Origin of the sequence: Mycobacterium appelbergii (genome assembly GCF_032883035.1) — a bacterium.
GTDB classification, from domain to species: Bacteria; Actinomycetota; Actinomycetes; order Mycobacteriales; family Mycobacteriaceae; genus Mycobacterium; species Mycobacterium appelbergii.
The window spans coordinates 1-20096 of the sequence record NZ_JAMQTH010000007.1 but is presented as its reverse complement, the minus strand read 5'-3'; the positions used below and the strand labels follow the sequence as shown (position 1 = coordinate 20096).

Sequence of the window (20096 nt, the reverse complement as noted above, 5' to 3'; positions counted from 1 at the left end):
GGTAATGCCAGGGGTTCTCGACGGTATCCGGGTGCTCGACTACGGCAGGTTCATCGCGGCGCCGTGGTGCAGCGCAATCCTGGCCGACATGGGCGCCGACGTGCTACGGGTCGAGAAGCGCGAAGGCGGTGAGGACCGCTGGGTGCAGGCCGTCACCGAGGGCGGCGAGGGTGGCACGTTCCTGCAGTGCAACCGAAACAAGCGGTCACTGACGCTGGACTCGACCACCCCGCAGGGCGCCGAGATCACCCGCAAGCTGGTGTCGCGGTCGGACATCGTGATTGCCAACATGCCTGCCGCGGGGATGCGGGCCAACGGACTGGATTATGAAACGCTCAAGGCGATCAAGCCGGACATCATCCTGGCCAGCGCCACCGCCTACGGCGAGGGCGGCCCGTACAGCGACAAGATCGGCTTCGACGGCGCAGGCCAGGTGATGTCGGGCGCGGTCTACCGGCAAGGGCTGCCAGATCTACCGATCCGAACCGTGGTGCCCTACGCAGATTTCGGGACCGCGCTGACCCTGACCATCGGGGTGATGATGGCCCTCTACCACCGCGACCGCACGGGTGCGGGCCAACACGTGGAGGGCGCGCTGCTGCCCACTGCGCTGATGCTGTCGAATGCGTTCCTGATCGAGCGTGAGCTGCTGCAGGTGGACAAGCCCCGGATGGGCAATCGCGGTGCCTCGGTGGCGCCGTGCGATCTGTACCGGACCGCCGATGACCAGTGGGTGCTGCTGCAGGTGGCGGGGCAGCCGATGTTCAAACGCTGGTGCCGGCTGGTGGGCCGTGAAGAACTCTTCGACGACCCGCGTTTCGCCAACGATGACAGCCGGTGGAGCAACGGGGACATCCTCAACGACATCATGGCGAAGTGGTGCGCCGACAAGTCAAAAGTTCAGGTGCTCGAACTCTTGGACAAGGCCAAAATGCCTGCCGCTCCATTGCATTCGACGCAGGATGTGCTCGACGATCCGCATGTGCAGGCGATGGGTTACCTGCAGCGGGTCGCGTTCCCCGGCGCTTCCCGGGACGTTCCGATCGTGGATACGCCCTTCCGGATGTCAGCGACCCCGGGCAGTATCCGGCGGCGCCCGCCGCTGCTGGGTGAACACACCGACGAGGTGCTCGGCGAGATCGGATACGACGCCGGCCAGATCGCGGGTCTGCGGACAGACGCCATCGTCTGAGTCACTTCCTCGCGGCCGGTGGCCGGCGGTCCCCGTGTTCCGCCAGCATGGCCCGCGTCGACGGGACGGTCTCAGACACCGAAGTAGTCGCGGATCGCGCCGAGATCGGCCTTCCCCGAGGGTGTTCGGGGAATCGTCTCGACGATGGCGATATCAGTCGGCATCTCGTAGCCGGCCAGCCGCGGTTGCAGATACCGCATAAGGTCATCCGACGCAGCGGTCACCCCGCCGTGCAATTCGACCATCGCCACCGGTGTCTCACCGAGTCGCTCGTCGCGACGCCCGATGACGGCCGCACCGCGCACCGCGGAATGACTTTCCAGCGCCATGCGCACATCGTCGGGCATCACCTTGAAACCACCACGGATGATGGCCTGGTCGGCGCGGCCGAGAATCCAGAGGAAACCCTCGGAGTCGATCCGGGCCAGATCGGTGGTGCGCATCCATCCCGATCTCGCATCCAGTTGCGGCGGGATGACCTCGAGTAACCCGGTCTCGTCGGGGCCGAGCACCCGTCCGTCGTCGTCGACGACCCGCAGTTGCGCTCCCGGGTTGGCCCGTCCCACACTGCCGCGCTTGGTCTTCCAGTACCGCTGGTGATCGGCCAGTGTCCAGCCGGCCACCCCGCCGCCGAATTCGGTGGCCGCATAGGAGGTCAGCACGGGAACGCCGAACTTCTCGGCGAACGCGTCCGCATCATCCGCGGACAGGGGAGCGGTGCCCGAGGTGACCGCCCGGACACTCTCGAGGTCCTCGCGGGTGAGACCGGAGTGCAAAACCATGCGCAGCGCGGCCGGCACCAGCGACACCGCCCGCGGTTTGTGCTCCCGCACGGCGGCGGCCCACGTGTCCAGGTCGAACTTCGGCAGGAGCACGAACGGTCGCGCCTCGGCGATACACAGCAGCACCCGGAACACCCCGCCCACGTGGACCAGTGGCGAGTTGACGATCGCAACCCCGTGTCGAAACGCGGTGGGCGCCGGTGACCGTTCGGGATCCCGGCCCATGACGCTGCGGGCCAACATGTCATAGGTCAGGTCGACTCGCTTGGGCGGCCCGGTGGTGCCGCTGGTCAACATCCACACCGCGACGCCGGGCCTGCCGGGATCGGCTGAGGGTTGTCCGCTGACCGTCGGCGGTGTGTCCAGGTCGGAGATGGTCACCACCGTGCTCTGCGTCCCGGGCGGCACCAGCGCGGTGACGTCGTCGGCCAGTCCGATGATCACGGACAGCCCGAGAGCGTTGATGTCGGCCCGGGTGCGGTCATCACCGCGCGCCGGGTTGATGACGACGACGGTCCCGCCGGCTGCCAGCACGCCCAGCAGCGCGGCGACATGTGGGGGCTGGTTGCGCAGCATGATCCCGACCCGGGCGGTCCCGGTCAGCGCACCGATCTGCCGTGCCAGCGTCGCGACCTGACCCCAGCTCGACCACCGGCCGTCGTACTGAAGTGCCCGTGCCGCCGGGTCCAGATCAAGGACATCGGCGATGCGTTGCGAAAGAGGGTGGGGCATCAGCGGATCCGAGGCGGGTGCTTCGGGATGTCACGTTCGGTGAGCTCAGCTTTGCCGATCGGGTTTCCCAACCGGGTGTAGATCAGCCCCTGGTCCATCGCCGCCCGGTACGGCTTGTCCAGCGACTCCCAGATTGCCTTGACGGTGCCCTGGGTGGCGGTCGGCGGTTTGGCCGCAATCAGGACGGCGATCTCGTGCGCCCGGGCCCACAACTCGCCGCGTGGCACCACTTCGGTGACCAGCCCGATCCGCAGCGCAGTATCGGCGCCGACCCGTTCGTCGTTGCCCATCAACGCCATCCGTAGCGTGTCGCCGAGCCCGATACGTCGCATCAGCCCGATCGGCTCCAGTGCGGACACCAACCCGGCGCTGACGTGTGAGTCGAAGAAGGTGGCCTCCGACGAGCAGATCACCACGTCGGACTCGTTGAGGAAGTACAACGCCCCGGCCGTGCACATGCCCTGCACCGCGCAGACCACCGGCTTCCACATCTTCTGCCATTTGGGGCTGAGCAGCTCACCCGGATCCTCGTGGTTCCACACGATGTCAGGCTGCCCGTAACTGGATTTCACATCGAGTCCAGCACTGAACGCCCGGTCGCCTGCGGCACGCAACACGACCGCATTGATGTTTTCATCGGCCTTGATCAGCTGCCAGCTGTCGCGCATCTCGTGACACATGGTGCGGTTGAACGCATTCAGCGTTTCCGGACGGTTGAGGGTTACCGTCGCGACGCGGGACTCGTGGTCGAGATCCAGCAGAATCGTATCGAATTCCATTACCGGCACTGCCAGTTCGGCTTGCGCTTCTCGGTGAACGCCCGTGGCCCCTCCAGCGCATCCTCGGTGCGGACCACGCGCTCACGGAAGGTCTCGGCGAGGATTTCGGCTTCGTGCAGTGGCAGGTCCAGGGTCTTGTGGATTGCCAGCCGGGTGCCCCGCACCGCCAGGGGCGCATTGGAGTTGACGATGTCGGCGATCTCATGGGCACGTTCCAGCAGCCTGTCGTGCGCGACGATCTCGGTGATCAGGCCCAGTTCGTGAGCCCGCTCGACCGTCATCCGCTCATGCTTGCCCATCAAAGCCATCCGCAGTGCCACCGACCGCGGCAGCGCGCGGGCCAGCCGCACCATCTCCCGCGCCGCCACCAGCCCGATGCTGACATGGGGGTCGAAGAAGGTCGCCCGCTCGGAGGCGATCACGATGTCACCGGTGGTGACCCAGTCCAGCCCGGCGCCGCAACAGATTCCGTTGATCGCGACAACGACGGGTTTGGCCATCGTGCGAAACGGCGGCGTGCCTTCCTGCGGTGCTTCCCATTGGTCATAGGTGGACAGGTACGGCCGTTCGTTGATCACCTTGCCGTCGCCGGGGATCTCCTTGACGTCTGCGCCGGTGCAGAACGCGCGGCCGGTGGCGGTCACGATCATCAGCCACACGTTGTCGTCGTTCTCGGCCTCGTGGTAGGCCGCCCGCAGTTCGGAGATCATGTGCGGAGACAACGCATTGAGCGCTTCGGGCCGGTTCAGGGTGATGGTGGCCTTGTGGCCGTCCACCTCGTACCGGATGGTGTCGTAGGACATGGGTTCCTTCATCGTCAGAGGCCACGGAAGTCGGGATCGCGATGATCACGGAACGCTGCCAGGCCTTCTTTGAAATCAACTGTGCGGCACGAGAGTTCCAGGTTGGACAGTTCCTGGTTCATCGATTGCGTCAAGGTTGAGTGTTGACCGTAGGCGATGGCCGCCTTCGCCAGCCCGATCGCGACGGTCGGGCCGGCGGCCAACCGGGCGAGCAGGTCGGCTGCGGCCGCCTCGAGCTCGTCGGCAGGTACTGCGCTGTGGACGAGGCCCCAGTCGGCCGCGTCGGTCCCGCTGACCCGCTCGCCGAGGAGCAGCATCCGCTTGGCCCTGGCCACTCCGGCCAGCCGCGGCAACAGCCAGGTGGAACCCGAATCGGGACTGAATCCGCGGGACAGAAACGGCTCCCAGAAAGTTGCGTCGGCGTCGGCAACGGTGAAGTCGGCCGCCAGCGCCAGATTGCAGCCCAGCCCGACGGCCCATCCCCGCACCGTGCACACAACCGGCAACTGGATGGTCGCCACCAATTCGATCACCCGGTGCGCGCCGTGCGGAATGCGTCGGACCAGATCGCCGGGGCGCGGCCGTCTGCCCGACTCGTTGGTGGTCACCCAGTCGGCCCCGGTACAGAAGTCGTCGCCGGCTCCGGTGATGGCGACGGCTCGCAGTTTCTCGTCACTGGCGGCCGAGGTGAGGGTGGCCACGAGGTCGTCGATCATGCTGTGGCTCAACGAATTACGCCGGGAGGGACGATCGAGGGTTACGCGTAGGACATCGTCCTGACGGGATACGGTCACCGAACCGTCGCTCACCTGCCACCCGGCCTTCCCTGATCCATACAGTTGCCCATACAGTAGGCGATGCGGTTGCTATCTTGTACAAGTTAGCAAGGAAAGGCCGCCGGCGGAACAGGACAGGATGGGTGACACCCCATGACAGATGACCGCGTGCTGTTCGAGGTCGACGCGGAGCACCGCATCGCCACGATCACCCTGAACAATCCGGAACGCCGCAATTCCTATGACGCGGCGATGCGCGACGAGATCGCCCGCTGCCTCGACGTGGTCGCCGAGGATGATGACATCACCGTGGTGCTGCTGCGCGGCGCCGAAGGTGTGTTCAGTACCGGCGCGGACATGAACAACGCCTACGGCTGGTACGGCGACGAACGCTCGCCCGAAGACCCCGGAGCCAAGAAATCCCGTCCCAGCCAGCGTCGGCGGCTCACAGTGGACCGCAAGTCATTCGGCTTCTATCACAACTTCTTGGGCTTTCCGAAGGTCACCGTGGGGGAGATCGGCGGCTATGCCCTGGGCGGCGGCTTCGAGATGGCGTTGATGACCGACATCTCCGTCGTCGCGCGCGACACCAAGATCGGCATGCCCGCCACCCGATTCCTCGGTCCGGCGCTGGGCAGCCTGCACATGTTCTTCCACCGACTGGGCCCGGTGCTGGCGCGGCGGATGCTGCTCACCGGCGACATCATCGAGGCCGGCGCTGTCGAGCACCTCGGCATCTTCACCGATACCTGCGACGCCACACAGCTACCGGCGCGGGCGCGGTACTGGGCGCAGAAGGCAGCCAAGATGCCCGCTGACGGCGTCGTGATCGCCAAGGAGGCCTTCCGGCTCGTCGAGCAGAGTCAGGCATACCAGGGGGAGGAGGTGGCGAGCTACATGTTCCACGCCTACGGCACGAACCTGCAGTTCTCGCCCGGTGAGTTCAACTTCGTCAAGGCCCGCGCGCAGCACGGCACCAAGGAGGCCTTCCGGCTGCGTGACGAGCATTTCCACGTCCCCGAGCCACAGTGACAAGCGGTCCTGCTACCGTTACATAAAACTTCTTTATCGTAAAGGCGGAAACTATGCCCACACCTGTCGTCGTCGGTGCTGCGCGGACAGCGGTCGGGCGGTCCTTCAAGGGGACCCTCGTCAACACGCCTCCCGAAGAGCTGCTCACCCCGGTGCTGGCCGAGGTGGTCCGTCGGGCCGGCATCTCCCCGGAGGCGATCGACGATCTGATCATCGCCGAGTCCAACTACGGCGGCGGCGATCTCGCGCGTTACGTCGCCGACATCCTCGGCTGGCAGTCGGTTCCCGGCCAGGCGGTCAACCGGCACTGCGCTGGGAGTCTCACCGCGATCGGTAACGCGGCCGCGCAGATCGGATCCGGCATGGAGCGCGTGCTGATCGGAGGTGGCGTTCAGTCGCTGTCGATGTCACCGCTGATGAACTGGCGCATCCCGGGGCCGGAGTTGAAGTTCGAAGAGCGCTGGATGACGCCCACCCATGTGGAGACGCCGGACGCGCCGATGAAGGACATGTCGATCACCGTCGGCTGGAACACCGCCCAGTCAGCGGGCATCACCCGCGAGGAGATGGACGCCTGGGCCGCGCGCTCGCACCAGCGTGCCGTCGCTGCGCAGGATGCAGGCAAGTTCCTCGACGAGATCGTCCCGATCAAGGTCACCCGGCCCGACGGCTCGGTCACCGAGTTCGCCGTCGACGAGCATCCACGCCGCGACACCACGGCCGAGAAGCTGGCCGGGCTCAAGGTCCTGCACCCGGAGATCGAGGGATTCTCCATCACCGCGGGCAACAGCAGCGGCACCAACGACGCTGCCGCTGCTGTCGCGCTCGTGGCCGACGACTATGCCACCGCGGAGAACCTCAACGTGCTGGCGACGGTCAAGGCGTGGGGCGCCATCGGCGTCGCGCCCCGGGACACCGGGCTGGGCGGCGTGAGCGTCATCGGCAAGGTTCTCGACCGCGCCGGGCTGAAGCCGTCGGACATCGCGCTGTGGGAGATCAACGAAGCGTTCGCGTCGGTGCCGATCGCGGCATGCAAGGAGTACGGCCTCGACGAGGATCTGGTGAACTTCTCCGGCAGCGGCTGCAGCCTGGGTCATCCGATCTCGGCGTCCGGTGCCCGGATGGTCACCACGTTGATCTACGAACTGCGGCGCCGCGGCGGCGGTATCGGTATGGCCGCGATGTGCGCAGGCGGCGGCCAGGGTGGCGCCGTCATCGTCGAGGTCTAAGGGTGATTTCGGCGTGATCGGTTCCGCTGAGCGCAACCGATCACGCCGAAATCGCTAGCCCGCGGCGGCCTTGCGTGACTTCTTGGCGGGTTTGATGCGCCCCGCAGCGTGGTCGAGGATGCACTCCAGCCCATACTCGAAGTTCTTCTCATCCGCGGCCCCGATGCGATGGCCCTCGTTGGTCACCTTCGCGAGCAGGGGCGTGACCTCGGGGTCGATCACCAGCGTCTCTTCGAAATCCCCTGGCGCATTGTCGTTTGCCCGGTTCTTCTCGTACAGCCGGTGCAACACCACCGACCCGCGGACGTGCACCGAGACCGCCGAGTACGTATCGAAGGCATCCTCGACGGACAGCCCGGCCTCGACCAGTCCGGCGATCGCGGTCTCCATCTCCTGCACGCCGAGACGCGCGGCCCGCGGGCTCAGCGCCGAGCGGATCAGGATGAGATCGCACAGAATCGGGCTGCCCATGAAGGCTTTTCGCATGGTTCGGGCATGGTTGGCAAGCGATTCGCGCCAATCTTTGGCCTCCACATACGGCGTGGCAACGACAAACTCCCGCAGCGCCCGGTCGGTCATCGCATTGAGCAGGTCGTCCTTCTTGCGGAAGTACCAGTAGATGCTCGTGACGCCGACGCCGAGGTGCTTGCCCAGCAGCGGCATGCTGAGGTTGTCGATGGACACCTGTTCGGCGAGTTCGAAGGCACCGTTGATGATGTCGTCGGGATTGATGGACCCGCGTTCACGCCGTTGACGTTTCTCAGCGGTGGGTTGCTTTGCCACTGCGGGCACCTCCATCGAAATCGATTCTGCGCAGGCAGTCTCCACGCAGCGGGCCGAACTCAGGCGAATTTACCGCCGGCCGGCTTCTGAACTGCGCTTACGCGCGCGTGTCCGTGGTTATTGTCACCGTCAACCTTACCGGTAGCCATCCCGTCGCCCGTTTCTACGGCGGTGAGCAAGGGCGTCGCGGGCCTGTTCGGGCAGGTTGTCACGTTTTTACTGTAATCCCTATAGTAGGCTTTTCCGGGTTATTGGTTCCGCAAGCGAAGGGGCAGTGGTGTCGGAAGTAGTTCTGCGGGAGCGCCGAGGTCGGACGCTCATTATCACGATCAATCGGCCCGAAGCGCGCAACGCGTTCAACTTGGCCGTGTGTCAGGGCCTCGCCGATGCCGTCGATGAACTCGACGACAGTCCCGAGCTTTCGGTGGCGATCCTCACCGGTGCGGGCGGCACCTTTTGTGCGGGCATGGACCTCAAGGCGTTCGCCGCGGGCGAAGTGCCGCACGTGCCGGGCCGGGGGATCGGCTTCACCGAGAAGCCGCCGCGCAAGCCGCTGATCGCGGCGGTCGAGGGGTATGCGCTCGCGGGAGGCTCGGAACTGGTCCTTGCCACCGATCTCATCGTGGCATCCAAGGTTGCCAAGTTCGGCATCCCCGAGGTGAAGCGCGGTCTGGTCGCCGCCGGTGGCGGACTGCTGCGACTGCCCAAACGCATTCCGTATCAGAAGGCACTCGAATTGGCGCTCACCGGTGACAACTTCACCGCCGAGGAAGCCGCTGCGTGGGGGTTCGTCAACAAGCTGACCGAGCCCGGCGAGGCGCTCGACGGTGCCATCGAACTCGCTGAGCGCATCACTGCCAACGGTCCGCTAGCGGTGGCGGTGACCAAGGAGATCATCGTCAAGTCGGCCGAATGGTCCGAGGACGAGATGTGGAAGAAGCAGGGTGAGCTCATCACCCCGGTCTTCATGTCGAATGACGCCAAGGAGGGCGCGATCGCCTTCGCAGAGAAACGTGCGCCGAACTGGACCGGGAGCTGATCGGATCCGATGGATCTCGGGTTTGAGGGTGCCACCGCCGTTGTGGTCGGCGGCGGCCGCGGAATGGGGTTCGCGACGGCCCGGTGCCTGGCCGACGACGGTGCCCGAGTCGCGGTCGTCGGGCGCTCCAAAGCGGTACTCGACGCGGCCGCAACGAATCTGGCCGACAGGGGAAGTCCGGATGCGGTAGCGATTGTCGCTGACGTCGGGGATCCGGCCCAGGTCGAGCAGCTGTTCGCCGAGGTCGGCGACCGGTGGGACGGTGAGCTCAATGTGCTCGTCAACACGGTCGGGCCGGGTGCCGCGGGCAACTTCGAGGAGCTCTCCGAGGAGCAGTGGCAGGCGGCGTTCGACGGCGGACTGATGGGGATGGTGCGCTGTGTGCGCGCCGCACTGCCGTTGCTGCGTAAGGCGCAATGGGGGCGGATCGTGAACTTCTCGGCGCACTCGACTCAGCGGCAGAGCACCCGGCTGCCGGCCTACACCGCGGCAAAGGCCGCCGTGAACAGCGTGTCGAAGAATCTCTCGCTGCTGTTGGCTCCCGATGAGATCATGGTCAATGTGGTGTCCCCGGGCAGCATTTCGTCGGAGGCATTGTTGGGCTGGGCCGATTCGGTCGGCGTCGACGGCAGTGATCCGTATGAGTTGATGACAGCCATCGACAAACACTTCGGGCATCCGGCGCACCTGCCCCGCGCCGGCCTCCCTGACGAAATCGGACCGGTTGCAGCGTTTCTGGCGTCGAGACGCAACTCCTACATGACCGGCGCCAACGTCAACGTCGACGGTGGTAGCGATTTCAACTAACCGCACTCGCGGTCCCGACGGCGCTGCCTGAGCCCCGGGGGAAGTGCACTGCCGCACCTCCTTTGCCAAGCCCGGCTTATCGACGTCTGATACGGGCTTTGCGCTGGTCGCAGGCCGGTATCGATGCTTGCGGAATGCTCTACCGATAGGTATACAGTATCTATGCCTGACCGGGAGGTGAACCTCGTATGACCCTCGCCGACGACAGCGTCGTCTCTGCCGGAGTCACCGATGCGGTGCGCTACGAAGTGTCCGACACCGGCGTCGCCGTCATCACGCTCAACCGGCCGGAACGGCTCAACTCCTGGGGTGCAGATATCTCCGCCGGGGTGTACGCGTCCTTCGACCGCGCCGAGGCCGACGAGAATGTCCGGGCGATCGTGCTGACGGGCAGCGGCAGGGGTTTTTGCGCCGGGGCGCACATGGGTTCGATGGCGTCGCTGGGTAACTCGATCTCCGGGGACACGGACGTCAGCAAGATCGTCGGCGAACGGCACCCGCGTTTCCTGACCGAACTGCGCAAGCCCGTCGTCGCCGCGATCAACGGAGCCTGCGTCGGAATCGGACTGACCCACGCGTTGATGTGCGATGTCCGGTTCGCCGCTGCCGGTGCGAAGTTCGCCACCGCCTTTCCGCGCCGTGGTCTCATCGCCGAGTACGGCATCTCCTGGATTCTGCCGCGGTTGGCCGGCTGGGGCGCCGCTGCGGATCTGCTGCTGTCCGGGCGCACGTTCTTCGCCGAAGAGGCCGCCGCGCTCGGTCTGGTGAAGGAGGTCGTGGCGCCCGAGGACCTGCTGGACCGGGCGTTGGAGTACGCAGATGACCTGGCCCGCAACTGTTCCCCGGCGTCCATGGCGGTGATAAAACGCCAACTGTACGGCGACGCCAACGACGCCGTTGTCGATGTCAGCGCGCGCGCCGAGACCCTGATGCACGATTCCATGGTTCGGCCCGACCTCGTCGAGGGCATCACCGCGTTCTTCGAGAAACGCCCGCCGAACTTCCCGCCTTTGAACGAAAGGTTGATGAAATGACCGACACGCCAGAGCGTCTGCCCTACCTCGCCGTCGACGTCGACAACCACTACTACGAGCCGATTGACGCTTTCACCCGGCACCTGCCCAAGGAATTCAAACGGCGTGGCGTTCAGATGGTCAAAGACGGTAAACGCACGCTGGCCATGATGGGGGAGAAGGTCAACCATTTCATCCCCAACCCGACCTTCGATCCGATCATCGAACCCGGCTGTCTGGATCTGTTGTTCCGCGGTGAGATCCCCGAGGGCGTGAATCCCGCGTCGCTGATGAAGGTGGACCGCCTGCCCGACCATCCCGAGTACCAGAATCGGGATGCCCGGGTAAAGGTTCTGGACCGGCAGCGGTTGGAGACGGTGTTCATGCTCCCGACGTTCGCGTGCGGCGTCGAGGAGGGACTCAAGAACGACATCGAGGCCACCATGGTCTCGGTGCACGCGTTCAACCTGTGGCTCGACGAGGACTGGGGTTTCGACCGGCCCGACAACCGGATCGTCTCCGCGCCCATCATCTCGTTGGCCGATCCCGAGAAGGCCATCGAGGAAGTCGAATTCGTCCTGGGCCAGGGTGCCAAGATGGTGTTGGTCCGCCCCGCCCCGGTGCCCGGTGTGGTCAAACCGCGCTCGCTGGGGGACCCGCTGCACGATCCGGTGTGGGCGCGCCTGGCCGAAGCCGGTGTCCCGGTGGGCTTTCACCTGTCCGACAGTGGCTATCTGGCGATTTCGGCGCTGTGGGGCGGCAAGGCGACGTTCGAAGGCTTCGGTTCCCGGGATCCGCTGGACAACGTGTTACTCGATGACCGGGCGATCCACGACACGATGGCCTCGATGATCGTTCATCAGGTGTTCAGCCGCCATCCCAAGCTCAAGGTCGTCAGCATCGAGAACGGTTCCTACTTCGTATACCGGCTGATCAAGCGCTTGAAGAAGGCCGCCAACAACGCGCCGTATCACTTCAAGGAAGATCCGGTGGAACAGCTGCGGAACAACGTCTGGATCGCGCCGTACTACGAGGACGACGTCAAGCTGCTCGCCGACACCATCGGTGTCGACAAGATCCTGTTCGGGTCCGACTGGCCGCACGGCGAGGGTCTCGCGGATCCGACGACATTCACCGCCGACATCCCACAGTTTCCCGAGTTCAGCGCGGAGGACACCCGAAAGGTCATGCGGGACAACGCCCTGGAATTGCTCGGCGAACCGGATCGGCACGCTTCCGGCGCGCACGCCGCGACCGCGTCGGCCTGACCACCGCGATGACCGAATGGACGATAGGCGCAGTCGTCGACGCCATCGCCGAGGCCGTTCCCAACCGGGAGATGACGGTCTGTGGCGACCGTCGCAGCACCTTCGCCGAGAGTGCCGACCGCACCCGTCGGCTGGCCAACTACCTCGCGCGCCACGGTATCGGTGCACACATCGAACGCAGTGCGCTCAACCGGTGGGAGTGCGGCCAGGACCGCGTCGCGATCATCATGCACAACGACCTCTACCCTGACATGGTGATCGGCTGCCTGAAGGCACGGGCCGTGCCGGTGAACGTCAACTACTACTATTCTCCCGTCGAGGTCGCTGATCTGCTGGCCTACATCCGGCCGCGAGCGGTGATCTACCACCGGTCGCTTGGTGCGAAGTTCGCCGAGGTGCTCGATGTTGAGCTGATGATTTCGGTCGGCGACGGCGACGGCGACGAGTTGGCGGGCGCGGTGACGCTCGACGAGGCACTGGCACAGGGTGACCCGGGCTGCGCGCCGGCGCCCTCGCCGGATGACTTGTTGATGATCTGCACCGGTGGGACCACCGGTCGGCCCAAAGGTGTGCTGTGGCGCCAAGGTGATATCTACGTGTCCTCGATGAACGGGGCGGACCATGACGAGGTGGGCGAAATCCATGCCAAGGTGGCCAACGCGGGGCCGCCCTGGTTCGCGGTCTCCCCGCTGATGCATGCCGCCGGTCTGTGGACCGCCTTCTCGGGGCTGTTGTCCGGACAGACGGTGGTGCTGCACGACACCAAGGCCAGGTTCGATCCGCGTGCGGTACTGCAGACCGCCGAGCGCGAGAAGGTCGGGCTGATGACGATGGTCGGCGATGCTTACGCAGCACCATTGGTCGAAGAACTGGGCCGACGGTCCTACGATCTGTCCTCGATGTTCGCCATCGGCACCGGCGGCGCCGCAACGAATCCGAAACACCAGCGGGCACTGCTCGAACACATCCCGCAGATCACCGTGATCAACGGGTTCGGATCCTCGGAGACCGGCAACATGGGCTTCGGCCACAGTCAGCGTGCGACCCCCACCGCCGACACCTTCCAGTTGCGGGCGGGCGGCCTGGTGCTCGCCGAGGACTGTTCGCGATTTCTGCAACCAGGTGAGGCCGAGGTGGGTTGGGTGGCCCGCGACGGCCGGATTCCCCTCGGGTATTTCGACGACCCCGACGCCACCGCCGCGACGTTCCCGGAGGTGGGCGGTCAGCGCGTGGTCATCTCCGGTGATCGCGCCGCACTGGACCCTGACGGGACGCTACGGCTGTTCGGCCGGGATTCGCTGGTGGTCAACACCGGTGGCGAGAAGGTGTTCGTCGAAGAGGTCGAAGGAGTACTGCGCGCCCACGCCGATGTGGTGGACGCATTGGTGGTGGGCCGGCCCAGTGATCGCTGGGGTGAGGAACTCGTCGCGCTCGTCGCATCGGATGACGGGGTGAGCAGCGATGAGCTGCGCGAGCACTGCGCGACGCGGTTGGCGAGATTCAAGATCCCCAAGGTTGTGTTGTTCGTCGATCAGATCCGTCGCCTCGGCAATGGCAAAGCGGATTACCGGTGGGCGAAACGCCAAGCCATGCAGAAAGTGGAAATGTCATGACACGTCAGGTGATCGACTGTCTGGTCAACGTCCACTTCGGGGAGACCGAGAATCAGCCCACCTTCATGAAGAAAGTGCGGGACGACTACTTCAAGGGCCCGGCGTCGATGTACGACCCGATCGACCTGCCGGAGCTCCTCGATGAAATGGACGCCCACGGTGTGCGCAAGGCGATCCTGATGGATTCGCTGGCCAAACCGTCGGTGACGGCCCGCAAGTTCGTCGAAGCGCAACCCGACCGGTTCGCCCTGGCGATGGGCGGGCTCAACCTGCTGCGCCCCATCCCGTCGCTGCGTGAACTCAGTGCCGTGGTCAACGATCTGCCGGTGGCCTATACCGTTGTGGGGCCGAGCTTCTGGGGGGATGGGCAGTACCCTCCGAGTGACGCGGTGTATTACCCGCTCTACACCAAATGCGCGGAGCTTGAACTCCCGCTGTGCGTCAATACCGGTATGCCCGGGCCGCCGCTTCCGGGCGAGGTGCAGAATCCCATTCATCTGGACCGCGTGTGTGTGCGCTTCCCCGAATTGAAGCTGTGCATGATCCACGGCGCGGACCCGTGGTGGGACATCGCGATCCGGATGCTGATCAAGTACCGGAATCTGCGGCTGATGACCTCGGCGTGGTCACCCAAGCGGCTGCCTGAGTCCCTGTTGCACTACATGCGGACCCGCGGTCCGAACAAGATCATCTTCGCCTCGGATTTCCCCGTCCTTCGGATGCAACGCGTGGTGCCAGAGGTACTCGCCCTGGATCTGCCGGCCGAAACTCTGGACAACTACCTCTACGGCAACGCCGCCGAATTCTTCTTCGGCGAATCCCGCAACCAGGAGAACTGAGTCATGGATCGTTACGAGCTGCGCAGGCTGGACTACAGCCTCTCCGAGGACCACGTCGATCTGCAGACCGCGTACAGGCAGTTCTTCAAGACGCACTGTGATATCGACACTGTGCGGGCGGCCGAACCGTCGGGCTTCGACAAGAGTCTGTGGGAACGGTTGTGTGCCATGGGCGCAACGACGATGGCGTTGCCGGAGTCGGTCGGTGGTGACGGTGCCACGTTGGTGGACCTGACTCTGGTGGCCGAGGAGATCGGACGCACCCTGGCCCCGGTGCCGTGGATCGACCATGTGGTGGCAGCGCGGCTGCTTGCCCGCCTCGGCGTGCTGGATTCAGAAGACATCGTGCAGGGCACGCGGCTGGTCGGGCTCGATCCCCAACAGGTCGCGCCCAGTGGTGCACGGCTCATCCCGACGGGCTCGATCGCCGATCACATCATGGTCCGCGACGGGTCTGAAGTCGTGAAGTTGGGTTTCTCGACGCGCCCGGCCCGGGTGGACAACATCGGCAAGCTGCCGATGGCCTGGGTGGATCCGGGAGTCGCTGACGATCGTGTGGTGGTGGCCGACGGAGCGCAGGCGGTGGCGGAATACCAACGGGCATTGGATGAATGGCGGTTGTTGACCGCCTCGGCACTGGTCGGTCTGGTCGAGGAGACGATGACGATCGCCGCGGATTTCGCCAAGACCCGTTACACGTTGGGGGTGCCGATCTCGACACTGCAGGGCATCTCCCATCCGCTGGCCAACATCGCGATCACCGTTGCCGGTGGGCGGGGTCTGGCCCGCCGCGCCGCGTGGTTCCTCGACAACGAACCTGATGAACGACCCGAACTCGCACCGTCGGCATTCGTGTTCATGGCCGAGGAAGCCGCCAAGGCGGCCACCATGGCGGTCCACGTGCAGGGCGGGCTCGGGGTGTCCGCGGAGGCGGCCGCCACCGCGTATCTGGTGCGCGCCAGGGGTTGGGCGCTGGCCGGCGGCGATCCTGGTGCCTCCGCCGTCCGAGTCGCCGAGATCGTCGCTGCGCGCGAAAGCAAGGTATAGATATGGATTTCTCCCGCGTTGAACTGTCCGACGAGGACACGGCTTTCCGTGACGAGGTACGCACGTTCTTGCGCACGCATGTCACCGAGGACGTCATCCGGCGTGACCGCGAAACCGGCGATAACTTCGATGAAGGCGTTCATCTGGCTCTCGGCGCCGCCGGCTATCTGGAGAAGGAATGGAAGGCCGAAGGCGAAGGCGGTTTCAGCCGGGTCCGTCGCCGCATCTGGGAGCTGGAGAAGCGCCGGGCCGAGGTGCCCTGGGTGACCTGGGGTACTACGTCGATGGTGGCGCGCTCGGTGGCGAAGTTCGCCTGCGACGAGATCCGGGATGATGTGCTGCGCGGGGTGTTCGACGGCACTGTCCGGTTATGCCTGGGTTACACCGAACCCGATGGCGGCTCGGACGTCGCGACCTGCAAGACCCGCGCGGTGCGGGAAGCGGATGGGTCGAGCTGGATCATTAACGGCTCCAAGATGTTCACCACCGGCGCGCACAACTGCCAGTACGTCTTCCTGATCACCAACACCGACCCGGACGCCCCGAAACACAAGAGCCTCACCATGTTCCTGGTACCGCTGGACCTGTCCGGAATAGAGATCCAGGGCATCCGCACCGTCGACGGTGACCGCACCAACATCGTCTACTACTCCGACGTGTGTGTCGACGACAGATACCGCCTCGGTGACGTCAACGGTGGCTGGACCGTGGTGCGTGAACCGCTCGACGCCGAGCACGGGGCCGTCGCGGCCGCCGACGACGGGCTGGACGATGTGGCGATCATGATGCACCAGGCCGGGTTCATGGCCGAGGCCGCAGACAACGTCGCCGCGCTGGTGGCACAACCTGATTCTCGCGGACACCGCCCGGTAGACGACGGATCGGTGGCATATCGACTGGGCTGCAACGTCGCCCGAATGGAGGCGTCCCTGTCCACGCCCAGCATATTCGGTCGGGTGGCCCTCGCACAGACCATGCGCGATATCGCGCCGGAGCTGATGGATATCGCGGGATCGGTGGCTGCACTGCCCGTCGGAGCCGACGGGGGAGCCGACGATCGCAGCGAGTACGTGTACCGCTTCGCCCCGCTGGTCGGCATCTACGGCGGCACGCTGGAGGTATTCCGCAACATGATCGCCCAACATGTGTTGGGCCTGGGTAAGCCGAGCTATTCACCGCCCCGGGCGAAAGTTTCCTAGCGCGCACTTTTCCTTGCGCGAGCAGACGCGTAGGTACCCAGTTCCCGGGCGTGCCGGGTACATACGCGTCTGCTCGCCGAACTAGGCGGGCGCCTCGGCCAGCTGCTTGTTCAGCTGATCGCCCTCGATGTCGAGGTCAGGCAGCACCCGATCGAGCCGCCTGGGCAGCCACCAGGCGCGGTCACCCAGCATCGACATGACGGCGGGTACCACGGTCATTCGCACCACGAAGGCATCGATGAGGACGCCGAAGGCCAACGCGAAACCGATCTGCTTGATCATCGGGTCGGCGTTGAACACGAACCCGGCGAACACCGACATCATGATGACGGCTGCCGCGACGACCACCCGGCTGGCTTGGGTGAAGCCACGGGTGACTGCCGCGTCGCCGCGGTATCCGTGCACATGGGCTTCCTTCATCGACGAGACCAGGAACACCTCGTAATCCATTGCCAGTCCGTAGAGCACACCGATCACGATGATCGGCAACAGGCTCAGGATCGGACCGGTGGCACTCAACCCGAACAGCTGCTGGAACCAGCCCCACTGGAACAACGCGGTGGTGGCGCCGAAGGTGGCCAGGACGCTGAGCAGGAACCCGGCGGTGGCTTTCACCGGTACGGCGATCGACCGGAATACCACCAGCAGCACCAGCAACGAGAGACCGACCACGACACCGATATAGAGCGGCACGGCTTCGGCGAGACGGTCGGAGGTGTCGATCCCCATTGCGGTGATGCCGGTGACGCCGAGGTCGACACTGTGCAGTTCGGCCAGCGGACCGGCGTGTGCCCGGATGTCACGGACGAGTTGTGCAGTCGTGTCGGCGGTGGGTCCGTCGGTCGGGACCACCGAGAACAACGCGAATTCCTCGTTGTCACTGACCTTCTGCAGGCTCACCGATTCGACTCCGGGCAGGCGCTGCAGGTCATTGTTGGTGCCGACGAGGTCGGCCGAGGACAGCTTCGTGTTGCCCGCGGTCGGCTCGGCGACCACGATCAGCGGGCCGTTGTAGCCGTCACCGTAGTGCGCGGCGACCACGTCGTAGCTTTCGCGTTGCGGTGTGCCCTCGTTGTAACTACCGCCGGCCGGTAGCCCCAACGACATGTTCAAGGCCGGCAATGCCAGCAGTGCGGCCACGATCACGCCGCCGATCGCCACCGGTACCCGGTGGCGCAGCACCGCACCGACCCATGCGGCCGCGAAACGGTGATTGGCATTGTTGGCTTCGGACTGGGTTTTCCGAGCCTGTTCGGAACAGATCCGTTCGCCGACGAGGCCCAGCATCGCCGGGAGCAGGGTGAGCGAGGCGAGGACCGCGACCGCTACCGTGCCCGCCGCGGCGAGGGCCATTGGGGTGAGCAGCGAGATGCCCACCACCGTGAGCGCGACCAACGCGATGATCACCGTCGTCCCCGCGAAAACCACAGCGCTACCAGCGGTACCGACCGCCCGTCCGGCCGCTTCGGCGGCACCAAGTCCCTGGTCGAGGATCAGGCGACGTTGGCGGTTGACGATGAACATTGCGTAGTCGATACCGACGGCGAGCCCCAACATCAAGGCCAGGACTGCCGTCATTGACTGCATGTTGACCAGGTGCGAGAACAGGAAGGTTCCGCCTACACCGACCGCGACCGAACTCAATGCGGTCGCCAACGGCAGGCCTGCGGCGACAAGAGAACCGAGCGTGACGATCAGGACCAGCGCCGCCACCGCCAGGCCGATAGCCTCACCGGCGCCGACGAGTTCGGGCATCTCGATCATGCTTGCCGATGGCAGCACGCTGACCGCGGTGTGCGAGACCGCGTTGCGGGCCGCCTCGACCGTGTGCTCGATGGTGCCCGTCGGTAGTTCGGCGGTCTGCTTGTCGAACTGGAACTGGTACAGAGCGGCCGCGCCGTCCCCGGATATCGACACCCCGGGCACGGGTTGTCCGTCGATCACCAGCGGTTGGGGCGCACCCGCCGGCACCGGCGCCGGTACCTGGGCCTTCGCGATGGCGGCCGAGGCGGCGAGCGTCGGACTGGCCGGGCCCTTGGCCAATTCCTCCTGCGACAGTGCACGCGGGTCCAGTACATGGTCTGTCCTGGATACGGCGTCCACCGCATCGAGCAGTGCCGTACGGTTTTCGCCCTGGTCGACGCGCTGACCGTCCGGAGCCGCGAAGGCGATCAGACCCTGACCGCCGGACGATTCAGGCATGCGCTGGGCAAGGTCATCGATGACCTGCTGGGCGGGTGTCCCGTTGATGCGCATCTCGTTGGAGATCTTCGGTGGGCTCAGCACCAGCAGCCCGGCCACCAGCCCGATCAGCGCCAGCCAGCTGCCGATCACGAGCCACGGGCGGCCGAACGCGAAGCGTCCCAACCGGTACAGGAAGGTCGACATATAAGTGAGAGTAAGCTCCCAATATGGGAGTAAGCTATCGTTTGTTGCGAACCCCACCCGCGCGCGCCGGAATGACCTGCGCCACGTCCACCCGGATCGGATATGCCTGCACGTACTGATCGGCGCCGTGCCGATGCCTACGCCAACGAGAGCCGCATCGTTGCTGCAGCTCGCGAGATCTTCGCCGCCGAAGGCGCGGCCGCGACCCTGACTCAGGTGGCGGCGCGCGCGGGCGTCGGCAATGCGACGTTGTACCGCCATTTTCCCAATCGGCAGACACTGGCGGCGGCGGTTTTCGAGGACGTGTTCGCCACCGACGTCGAACCGGTGATTCTGGCGCTGGTCGACAGTGACGCACCCCGCGAGGCGTTCATCGATGTCATCGAGCGAATGGCCGAACTCATGTACGCGCAACGGTCGCTGCTGCCGTCGTTGGATCACCTCACCGAGCTGACATCCAGATTGTTCGGTAAGAAGCGTGAACTGCTCGACGCGTTGGTCACCCGTGGTCAGGCGGTCGGCGACCTGCGGGCCGACCTCACCGTCGACGACGTGCCCACCTTCGTCGCGATGGTGACCGCCGCCTCCGTCGCGTTGGAACAACCACCGGAACTGCGACGGCGCTACCTGAGCCTCATGCTCGACGCACTCAATCCCGCAGATGCGCAGCCGCTTCCGCCGTTACCGGACAGCAGCGTCTAGTGTCCTGAGTCATTAATTCTGATGCAGTAGTTGCCGATGCTGGTGAAGATTTGGTCGGCAGTCTTGGTCCAGA

The 20096-nt window shown here is 65.4% G+C and carries 18 protein-coding genes; 12 read left to right on the top strand and 6 right to left on the bottom strand.

All coding sequences use genetic code 11. The annotated features are described in order from the left end of the window. The first annotated feature begins 4 nt into the window (after nucleotides 1-4). A complete protein-coding gene (locus tag M1247_RS16775) occupies nucleotides 5-1192 on the top strand; it encodes a CaiB/BaiF CoA transferase family protein (protein WP_317157500.1) in 1188 nt (395 codons plus the stop codon). 71 nt (nucleotides 1193-1263) lie between these two features. Here the strand turns inward: M1247_RS16775 and M1247_RS16770 are convergent, their stop codons facing one another. The 4 genes from M1247_RS16770 to M1247_RS16755 are packed head-to-tail and all read right to left on the bottom strand — an operon-like array spanning nucleotide 1264 to nucleotide 5097. Continuing rightward, a complete protein-coding gene (locus M1247_RS16770) occupies nucleotides 1264-2706 on the bottom strand; it encodes a class I adenylate-forming enzyme family protein (RefSeq protein ID WP_317157499.1) in 1443 nt (480 codons plus the stop codon). Next, a complete protein-coding gene (locus M1247_RS16765; protein ID WP_317157498.1) occupies nucleotides 2706-3485 on the bottom strand; it encodes an enoyl-CoA hydratase/isomerase family protein in 780 nt (259 codons plus the stop codon). Before M1247_RS16765 ends, M1247_RS16770 begins: the two co-directional genes overlap by 1 nt. Continuing rightward, complete coding sequence (locus M1247_RS16760; RefSeq protein WP_317157497.1) at nucleotides 3485-4300, bottom strand: enoyl-CoA hydratase/isomerase family protein; 816 nt, start codon at nucleotides 4298-4300, stop codon at nucleotides 3485-3487. Before M1247_RS16760 ends, M1247_RS16765 begins: the two co-directional genes overlap by 1 nt. Before the next feature lie 2 nt (nucleotides 4301-4302). After that, a complete protein-coding gene (locus M1247_RS16755; RefSeq protein ID WP_317157496.1) occupies nucleotides 4303-5097 on the bottom strand; it encodes an enoyl-CoA hydratase/isomerase family protein in 795 nt (264 codons plus the stop codon). Nucleotides 5098-5217: 120 nt separating this feature from the next. Between M1247_RS16755 and M1247_RS16750 the strand changes: the two genes are divergently transcribed. Next, nucleotides 5218-6096 (top strand): enoyl-CoA hydratase/isomerase family protein, encoded by an 879-nt coding sequence (locus M1247_RS16750; RefSeq protein ID WP_317157495.1) that lies wholly within the window; start codon nucleotides 5218-5220, stop codon nucleotides 6094-6096. A 53-nt stretch (nucleotides 6097-6149) separates the two neighbouring features. Then, nucleotides 6150-7325: a thiolase family protein gene (locus M1247_RS16745; RefSeq protein ID WP_317157494.1), complete on the top strand. Its 1176-nt coding sequence runs from the start codon at nucleotides 6150-6152 to the stop codon at nucleotides 7323-7325. A gap of 54 nt (nucleotides 7326-7379) precedes the next feature. Here the strand turns inward: M1247_RS16745 and M1247_RS16740 are convergent, their stop codons facing one another. Then, on the bottom strand, nucleotides 7380-8123 hold the full coding sequence (locus tag M1247_RS16740) for a TetR/AcrR family transcriptional regulator (RefSeq protein WP_317157493.1): 744 nt from the start codon (nucleotides 8121-8123) through the stop codon (nucleotides 7380-7382). A 262-nt stretch (nucleotides 8124-8385) separates the two neighbouring features. Here M1247_RS16740 and M1247_RS16735 point away from each other — a divergent pair, with 262 nt between their 5' ends. From M1247_RS16735 to M1247_RS16700, 8 genes are all read left to right on the top strand, one after another. After that, nucleotides 8386-9147, top strand: a complete 762-nt coding sequence (locus M1247_RS16735) for a crotonase/enoyl-CoA hydratase family protein (RefSeq protein ID WP_317157492.1) — start codon at nucleotides 8386-8388, stop codon at nucleotides 9145-9147. Nucleotides 9148-9156: 9 nt separating this feature from the next. Further along, complete coding sequence (locus M1247_RS16730; protein ID WP_317157491.1) at nucleotides 9157-9954, top strand: SDR family NAD(P)-dependent oxidoreductase; 798 nt, start codon at nucleotides 9157-9159, stop codon at nucleotides 9952-9954. Between the two features lie 188 nt (nucleotides 9955-10142). Continuing rightward, on the top strand, nucleotides 10143-10988 hold the full coding sequence (locus tag M1247_RS16725; protein ID WP_317157490.1) for an enoyl-CoA hydratase: 846 nt from the start codon (nucleotides 10143-10145) through the stop codon (nucleotides 10986-10988). Continuing rightward, entirely contained in the window at nucleotides 10985-12235 is a 1251-nt protein-coding gene (locus tag M1247_RS16720) for an amidohydrolase family protein (RefSeq protein WP_317157489.1), read from the top strand. The genes M1247_RS16725 and M1247_RS16720 overlap by 4 nt, the downstream gene beginning before the upstream one ends. An 8-nt stretch (nucleotides 12236-12243) precedes the next feature. After that, nucleotides 12244-13848, top strand: a complete 1605-nt coding sequence (locus M1247_RS16715; RefSeq protein WP_317157488.1) for an acyl-CoA synthetase — start codon at nucleotides 12244-12246, stop codon at nucleotides 13846-13848. Beyond that, nucleotides 13845-14687, top strand: coding sequence for an amidohydrolase family protein (locus tag M1247_RS16710; RefSeq protein WP_317157487.1), 843 nt, complete (start codon nucleotides 13845-13847; stop codon nucleotides 14685-14687). Before M1247_RS16715 ends, M1247_RS16710 begins: the two co-directional genes overlap by 4 nt. A gap of 3 nt (nucleotides 14688-14690) precedes the next feature. Continuing rightward, entirely contained in the window at nucleotides 14691-15734 is a 1044-nt protein-coding gene (locus M1247_RS16705; RefSeq protein WP_317157486.1) for an acyl-CoA dehydrogenase family protein, read from the top strand. Between the two features lie 2 nt (nucleotides 15735-15736). Next, nucleotides 15737-16933 (top strand): acyl-CoA dehydrogenase family protein, encoded by a 1197-nt coding sequence (locus M1247_RS16700; protein WP_317157485.1) that lies wholly within the window; start codon nucleotides 15737-15739, stop codon nucleotides 16931-16933. An 81-nt stretch (nucleotides 16934-17014) separates the two neighbouring features. Here M1247_RS16700 and M1247_RS16695 read toward each other — a convergent pair whose 3' ends face one another. Continuing rightward, nucleotides 17015-19321, bottom strand: a complete 2307-nt coding sequence (locus tag M1247_RS16695; RefSeq protein ID WP_317157484.1) for an MMPL family transporter — start codon at nucleotides 19319-19321, stop codon at nucleotides 17015-17017. Nucleotides 19322-19423: 102 nt separating this feature from the next. On the opposite strand from M1247_RS16695, the gene M1247_RS16690 reads away from it, so the two are divergent. After that, complete coding sequence (locus tag M1247_RS16690) at nucleotides 19424-20023, top strand: TetR/AcrR family transcriptional regulator (RefSeq protein WP_317157483.1); 600 nt, start codon at nucleotides 19424-19426, stop codon at nucleotides 20021-20023. Nucleotides 20024-20096 lie beyond the last annotated feature (73 nt).